This window comes from Kandleria sp. (genome assembly GCF_017934775.1).
In the GTDB taxonomy this organism is placed as follows: Bacteria; Bacillota_I; Bacilli_A; order Erysipelotrichales; family Coprobacillaceae; genus Kandleria; species Kandleria vitulina.
The window spans coordinates 1-8248 of sequence record NZ_JAGBIX010000075.1 but is presented as its reverse complement, the minus strand read 5'-3'; the positions used below and the strand labels follow the sequence as shown (position 1 = coordinate 8248).

General features: G+C 38.2%; 8 protein-coding genes. All 8 read right to left on the bottom strand.

Going from position 1 to position 8248, the window contains the following annotated elements; genetic code table 11:
• Positions 1-263: 263 nt before the first annotated feature.
• Positions 264-800 carry an ECF transporter S component gene (locus J6L95_RS08235; protein ID WP_287458784.1) on the bottom strand — a complete coding sequence of 179 codons (537 nt, stop codon included), beginning with the start codon at positions 798-800 and terminating at the stop codon, positions 264-266.
• Positions 801-852: 52 nt separating this feature from the next.
• Positions 853-2622, bottom strand: coding sequence for an NADH-dependent [FeFe] hydrogenase, group A6 (locus J6L95_RS08230; protein ID WP_074624656.1), 1770 nt, complete (start codon positions 2620-2622; stop codon positions 853-855).
• A gap of 9 nt (positions 2623-2631) precedes the next feature.
• Positions 2632-4515 (bottom strand): NADH-quinone oxidoreductase subunit NuoF, encoded by a 1884-nt coding sequence (nuoF, locus tag J6L95_RS08225; RefSeq protein ID WP_287458783.1) that lies wholly within the window; start codon positions 4513-4515, stop codon positions 2632-2634.
• Positions 4516-5004, bottom strand: a complete 489-nt coding sequence (locus J6L95_RS08220) for an NADH-quinone oxidoreductase subunit NuoE family protein (protein WP_029071272.1) — start codon at positions 5002-5004, stop codon at positions 4516-4518. It lies immediately after the preceding gene.
• Positions 5005-5141: 137 nt separating this feature from the next.
• A complete protein-coding gene (locus tag J6L95_RS08215) occupies positions 5142-5579 on the bottom strand; it encodes a flavodoxin family protein (RefSeq protein WP_287458782.1) in 438 nt (145 codons plus the stop codon).
• Positions 5580-5593: 14 nt separating this feature from the next.
• Positions 5594-6421, bottom strand: a complete 828-nt coding sequence (locus J6L95_RS08210; protein WP_287458781.1) for a histidinol-phosphatase HisJ family protein — start codon at positions 6419-6421, stop codon at positions 5594-5596.
• Between the two features lie 64 nt (positions 6422-6485).
• On the bottom strand, positions 6486-6950 hold the full coding sequence (locus J6L95_RS08205) for a GNAT family N-acetyltransferase (protein WP_287458780.1): 465 nt from the start codon (positions 6948-6950) through the stop codon (positions 6486-6488).
• A 1-nt stretch (position 6951) separates the two neighbouring features.
• On the bottom strand, positions 6952-7926 hold the full coding sequence (locus J6L95_RS08200; protein WP_287458779.1) for a P1 family peptidase: 975 nt from the start codon (positions 7924-7926) through the stop codon (positions 6952-6954).
• Positions 7927-8248 lie beyond the last annotated feature (322 nt).

Here is an 8248-nt window from a genome sequence, read left to right as displayed (position 1 = left end):
TCTTATAGTTCTGTAATCTTCCTTTGAAAGACGCTTTACTTGTTGTTTTACGGTAAGATGCATACAGCTTTCTCCTTTCTAAAGACTCGGAAATAGGATTTCCTGTATGTATATTATACCATATATTTTACTGATATTTATTCTAGTAAAATATATATTCTAACCGCCATTCATCCCACGGCCTAAAGGCACGTGGGTTTTCTGTCGGGAACTTTATAAAATGAAATAAAAGCTTCAAGTAGAAATCTACTTGAAGTCTATTTTTACTGTTCAATAAATTGACCGATACGTTTCCATAATAATAATGCAATGACAATACCGATTAAAGCTGTGATAAGCTGTACAGTTGAGAACATTGTTTTCATTGCGATCTGCTGAGGTGTTGGAATATTCTTACCGAATGTTGGCAACATGATAAATGAAACCATGAACCATAAGAAAGCTGCTTTTAATACTGCTCCCACAACAAGTGTCGCAATACCTCTTAAATCTTCATTGTTCTTCTTATAAAGTTCAGTAGCTCCTGCCATGATCCAGTTACCTGCCATGATGACCGGAATCATAAGTGGAATCACCTGAAGAATTGGTGTTGCTCCTAAGAAATAAGCCACAATTGGTGAAATAAGCGCAATAGCTGTTCCACTCCATAATCCAACTGCAGCTGTCGCAATAATGATTACCGCATTAACAACTGGTCCAGAAATAAATGGCGAGATGCCTTTAAATAACTGGAAGACAATGCAGATAGCTAAAAGCACCCCGGTTAATGTAATTGTTTTCGTATTCACTGATTTGTTCATATTTTTTCCTCTTTCCTTTAAAGTGATGTACCAGTCATAGACTGGTACATCATTATTTTATTTCATTAAATCCTTCTCTGCTTGCATATGTTGTATGCAACAGCTTATGTGCAAGATGAGAGTTTGGCTCTTTTAAGTACTTGTCATAAAGTTCAATAATCTGTGGATTATTGTGGGACTGTCTGACAGTTTGACGTTCGTCTTCACTATAGAGAGCTTTTGCTCTTTTTTCCTTGTATGTATCAAGAATGTTGTCATCTTCATTTGGCAAGAAGCATGGCTTGACATAAGGCTGTCCACCACCGTTGATGCATCCACCAGGACATCCCATGATTTCGATGAAATGATATGGTGACTTGTTGTTTCTGATATCATCAAGCAATGGTTTGGCGCTCTTCATGCCTGAGGCAATCGCAACTTTTACTTCAAGACCGTTGATATCGATCGTTGCTTCACGAATACCGGCATCATGTCCACGGACTTCATCAAAAGCGATACGTCCATATTCTTGACCAGTCAATTTATAATAGACTGTTCTAAGTGCTGCTTCCATAACGCCACCAGTTACCCCGAAGATAACACCAGCACCAGAATAATCACCCATGATATCCTGATCCCAATCTTCATCTGGCAATCTGTCAAAACGAATACCGCTTCGCTTGATCATCTTGGCAAGTTCTCTTGTTGTTATAACAGCATCTACATCATAGTTTTCGTCAACTTTAAGCTGATCTCGCTGCTTTTCAAATTTCTTTGCAACACAAGGCATAACAGAAACCACAAAGACATCTTTTGGATCATAACCGTTCTGTTTAGCCCAGTAGGACTTGATGATAGCTCCTTGCATCTGGTGTGGAGATTTACAGCTAGATAAATGATCAAGCAGATCTCCATACTGGTATTCTGCATAGTTGACCCATCCTGGTGAACAAGATGTAATCATTGGCAATGTACCACCATTTTGAAGACGCTGAAGTAACTCAGAACCTTCTTCCATGATTGTAAGATCGGCCCCAAAGTTAACATCGTAGACACGTTCAAAGCCTAATCGTCTCAAGGCGGCAATCATCTTGCCAGTGACCGGTGTACCAATTGGATAATCAAACTCTTCTCCTAATGCTGCTCGAACAGCAGGCGCTGCCTGCACGATGACATGCTTTCCTTCCTTGAAAGCCTGATCCACTTTCGCAATTTCTGAATGTTCCATCAATGCACCAGTTGGACAGACGTTGACGCACTGACCACACTGAATACATGGTGAATCAGCAAAACTACGATCTTCTGCTGGTGAAACAAAGGTATTAAAGCCACGGTTCTCAAATCCGAGAATACCTAATCCCTGCGCATTCTTGCAGCGGGCAATGCAGCGCCCACAAAGAATACATTTAGAAGTATCGCGGACAAGACCTGGTGCCAAGTAGTCAAGGTGTGTTGGTGAGTGTTCACCCTTGAATGCATCATCTCTTGCTCCAGTTATTGTAGCAACATGCAATAATTCACATTTGCCATTCTTATCGCACTGCTGACAATTCTTGTTATGATTTGAAAGCAGCAGTTCTACGCTTCGTCTTCTTGCCTGTGTTGCTTTTGGAGTAGAAATCAAGATTTCCATTCCTTCATGTACAGGATAGACACAGCTTGCAACAAGCCCTCTTGCTCCTACTACTTCAACGAGACAGACACGACATGAACCCTGGTTACATTCACCATGGTTAAAGGCGCATAGAGATGGGATTTCATAACCGCAAGATCTCGCAGCTTCCAATATTGTTAAGCCTTCTTCAACCTGATAAGAAATGCCTTCTATCTTAATATTAATCATATGAACCTCCTATCTCTTTTCAATCGCCTTAAAGCGACAATTAGACATACATAAACCACACTTGATACATGCTGATGTATCAATGGCCATAGAGTTACGCTTATGACCTTCTGGCTTATAATCTATTTCCTTAATGCAGTGTACTGGACAGTTTCTTGCACATAATCCACAGCCGATACACTTGTCTTTATCAATATGGTATTCCATAAGATTCTTGCAGACATGTGCTGGACATTTCTTATCGACAATATGCGCAATATATTCATCCCTGAAATGCTGAAGTGTGGAATTGACTGGATTGGCAGATGTCTGTCCCAATGCACAAAGTGAATTGGTCTGTACTGTTTCACTTAATTCTTCAAGTTCATCCAGGTCACTCATTTCACCCTTGCCTTCAGTAATCTTTGTAAGGATTTCTAGCATACGTTTTGTACCGATACGACATGGTGTACATTTACCGCATGATTCATCACAAATGAATTCAAGATAGAATTTTGCGACATCGACCATACATGTATCTTCATCCATGACAATCGCACCACCAGAACCCATCATTGATCCTTTAGCAACTAAGTTATCAAAGTCAATTGGTTCATCTAGATATTCTTCAGTAAGACATCCTCCTGATGGACCACCTGTCTGGATGGCCTTAAATTTCTTGCCATTAGGAATGCCTCCACCGATATCAAAAATAAGTTCTCTAAGCGTTGTTCCCATTGGTACTTCTACAAGACCAACATTGTTGACATTACCACCTAAGGCAAAGACTTTAGTACCCTTTGAGTTTTCAGTTCCAACCTTTGCAAATTCTTCACTGCCTTCTCTTAAGATAAATGGAACACAAGCTAATGTTTCTACGTTATTAACGATAGTTGGCTTGCCCCATAATCCAGATACAGCTGGGAATGGTGGACGTGGACGTGGCATCCCACGTTTACCTTCAATAGAGTGAAGCAACGCAGTTTCTTCACCGCAGACAAAAGCACCTGCGCCAAGGCGAATATGACATCTAAAACTAAATGATGTACCTAAAATATGATCACCTAATAACCCAAGCTCTTCAGCCTGCTTAATTGCAATACGCAATCGTTTTAATGCAGTTGGATATTCAGCACGAACATAGAAATAACCATTGCTAGCACCAATTGCATATCCGGCAATAACCATGCCTTCAATGACCGCAAGAGGATTTCCTTCAAGAATACTACGATCCATAAAGGCACCAGGGTCACCTTCGTCACCATTACAGACAACGTACTTTTCATCGCTATCCTGATTATAGGCAAATTGCCATTTCTTTCCAGAAGGGAAACCTCCACCTCCACGACCTCTTAGTCCTGCTTTTAATACTTCATCAATGACTTCTTGTCTTGTCATTGTCAATGCACGTTTTAATCCCTGATATCCACCCATTCCAAGAGCTTCATTGATATCTTCTGGATTAATAACACCACAGCCGTGTAATGCAACACGTCGCTGTTTCTTGTAGAAAAGAATATCATCCTGTTTGATTTTCTTTTCATTTGTGGTTGGTTCTACATAAAGAAGACGTTCTACAATTTTATTATCAAGTAAATCTGTTTCAACGATTTCATCTACGTCTTCAATCTTGACCATACGATAAAGAGTATCTTCAGGATAAATCTTTACAAATGGTCCCTGTGAACAGAAGCCAAAGCAACCGACAAGATTGACTGTTACCTTATCTTCTATTCCTTTTTCTTTAATCACTGTTTCAAAGCGATTCTTGATTTCTTCGGAATGTGAACTTAAACATCCTGTACCACCACAAAGCACAACATGTCTCTTTCCATCTTGTCCTAAAATCTTTTCATCAAAAGCTTTGGTCAATGAGGCAATATGTGCATTCATTTCTTCCATAGTAGCGATCATTTAAGCCACCTCCGCATCTTTACGATATTGTTCAATAATCTTAGGTACTTGACTGACTTCCATCTTTGGATAAACAGTACCATTGATGCTGACAGCTGGTGCAATACCACATGCTCCAATGCAGCGCAAGGCATCAAGTGTAAACAATCCATCTTCTGAAGTTTCTCCAGGGGCGATATGAAGAATCTCCTGGAACTTGTCGATGACCTGCTGTGCACCCTTTACATAACATGCAGTCCCTAGACAGCACCCGATTACATATTTCCCTTTTGGCTTTAAAGAGAAAAATGAATAAAAAGTAACAACACCATAAATCTCTGCAACTGTAATACCTGTTTCTTGCGAAACGATTTCTTGAACTTCCAAAGGAATGTAGCCATATTCATGTTGAATATCATGTAAAATCATCATGAGTGGCGTCTTTTCATCTTTGTAACGTTCACAAATATCTTTAATTTTTTGTACGGCCTGTACATTCAATTTAGCCAAAGTCGTACACCTCCTTAATTAATAACCCTTATATATTATAATAATATCTTTTTGACAATAATTCATTATTTTTTTAGAAAAATTACTAAAAAACTATTAAATTTTTGTGTCAAAAAAGAATATGGACATCCATATTCTTATAGGTTCCTATAAAACGCAACAGCACCCTCTATCTCCTGACTAGTAGGATGTCCTTTGGCGATCCCACCAACCAATTTAAATGGGCCAAAAGTATCAAATCCCCGGCAGTGATATTCACCTAATTCAATGCTGTTCTTTTCATTGACCACTTGACGAATCCCTTTTAAAAAGTCTCCATCTTTAGCACCTGATGTATAGATATAGAACACTTCTTTACCTTCTGGTAAATAATCTCTAGCATAACTGATGACCTGCTTGGCAAAGTTTCTATAATAAATGCCCGATGCAAAACCAATACGATCATACTCTGATAGATCTACTTTATTAGTAGATGTCGCGTCAATAAGTGTTACTTCATTTTGCAAAGCTATCGCATCCAGTAGTTTTTTAGTATTGCCATGATGATGAGAATAATAGACAATAGCTGTTTTCATTTATTAGCCTCCTTCTAAAGAGCATGAGCGATTGGCATCATGTTCTTGAAAGTATAGAAATGAGTAAAGCCTAATTCCTTTAATAAAGCTTTCGTTTCTTCTATGTACGCTCCAAGATGGCTTTGCTCATGAGAATCACTGCCAATAGTAATAATTTGTCCTCCCATCTCTTTATAAAGCTTAAGTATTTCAATGGATGGCTGAGTGGAATTTAAATGATAACGATAAGAAGATGTATTAACTTCTAAACCTTTTCCATCTTTGATGATGATCTTAAGTATGTCTTTTATATCTTCTTTTATGAAATCAAATGGAAGTGGAGATTCATCATAGCGGGCAATCAGATCAAGATGACCCAATACGCTATAGTCTTTATATAAAGAAATAACATTCTTTATTTCCTGATAATATCTCTTGTTGTAGTCTATCTGAGATTTACCTTGCTGGAATTCATATGTCCAGAATTCTAAATCATCTACCTGATGACATGAAAGGATAATAAAGTCAAAAGGATAAGCATGGAATAATTTTCTATATTGAGGAATGGTATGCACCTGCATGCCAAATTCCATTCCAGCTTTGATAATGATCTGATCTTTATACTTTTCTTTAAGATAAGCAATCTGTGCCATATAGGATGGATAATCGACATTCATAAAGACGGTATCATTTTTATAAAGAATGCCTTGGGGATCATCCCAGTCTCTTTTGACACCATAATCGACATGATCAGTAAAGCATATTTCATTAAGATGAATTTTTATAGCTAGTTTTACAACCTCTTCCATTTCGAATGTTGAATCATCACTATAAGATGTATGAATATGATAATCGCATTTCATTGAATAATCCTCCTTATTCTCATTATATCGTTTTTATATGATAATGCAAAAAGTGAATAGTTCCCTATTCACTTAATTCCATATCTATGCCTTGCCATATTAGATTATTGATATTAACTTCTTCTCTACTAATTTCTTTAAAGCCCACCTTCTGATAACAGCGTAAGGCTCTTTCATTATTAAGAAAGACGCCTAATGTAATTATTTCTACAGGATAATGTGTCTTAATATATTGAATAGCACATTTAATAAGACCTGCTCCTAAACCTTTTCCTCTTGCTTTAGGATCGAGGATCACAAAGCCAATACGATATACATTTTTTTCTGGTGAACGAATGGTGAAGAATCCTATTTCTTTTTCTTCAATGACCATGAAGGCTTCCATGTCATTGATCTTCTTGAAATGATTCAAGGTGATTGGATATGTTCCTAAAATACCAGCACTCCATTTATAATAAGTATCTTCATCCTGAATCCAAGAAAGAATTGTTTCACCATCTTTCTCTTCATATCTTCTTAATGAAAGCATATTATTCTCCTAGCTCAAGATCGCATAGCGCAGGTAAGCCATAGGCACCTTTCGCACTGTAGACAGCTCGCTTGATTGCTTCCGCGATAACATCAGCTCCCAATGTTCCTACAACTTCCTGATCAGCTTTCACTTCTCCTACAGAAGCCGCATAGATGCTGTCGCCATCATAAGATGTATGAACGGGACGAATGGATCTTGCATAGCCGTCATGTCCCATTCCGGCAATCTTGCAAAGCTGTGATTTTTCAAATTTTGCGTTTGTGACAAGAATCGCCAATGTGGTGTTGGAGACAAAGCGGTTGTCTACAACATCAATTGATGAAGCCATCACTTCAGTTGTGCTTCTTAATGATTGATGATCTTCTGACAATAATCCTGCAATCATCTTTCCGCTCTTATAATCATAGATATCCCCTAAGGCATTGACTGCTACAATAGCACCAATCTTAAGTTCTCCTACCTGAATCGCATAACTTCCTATTCCTGATTTCATGCAGGTCTTTCCTCCTGCAATCTTGCCAATTGTCGCACCGCATCCAGCACCGTAGTTACCATCTTTATAATTGGGATTTTCCATTGCTGCCTTGGCTGCTTCATATCCCATCTTGACATCCGGTCTTGCGTGCTTATCTCCTACCATAAGATCAAAAAGATCTGCTTGTGCGATAAGCGGTACTTTTGTGACACCAACATCAAGACCGATGTCATGTTCTTCTAGATAATTCATTACACCAGTAGCTGCTTCTAGACCAAAAGCACTTCCTCCTGCAAGTAGGATTCCATGAATTGATTGGGCTGCCATCAAGGGATTAAGCAGCTGACTTTCTCTTGAGGCAGGACCTCCACCCCTTATATCAAGTCCAGCACGCATCCCATCTTTACAGATGACAACAGTACATCCTGTTCCCCCTTCACTGTTTTCTACTTGTCCAATATTGATTCCTTCAATATCTTTAATACTGATTTCTTTCATATATTATCCCCCATTTGTTTCAGGTAGTGTCAAAAATCTATAGCACATAGCACTAATACACTACCCTCAATTTTATCTATATATACAGTAAAATGATTACTGAGTATATCTTAGTAATCATCTTTTTTCGTATTTAACTAAAAAAGATGAAACAACCTGTGTTATACTTTTAGCGCCAACCAAAATATCACGAAAGGATGTTTCATCATGGAAAGTATAACACATTTAATTAATTCTATTGAATCTTTTTCTAAACAAAATTTTAAGTTCTCTCAGTATTTTCAGGCTTTGAATCTCCTTGGCAAGATTCCTGATACTGTTT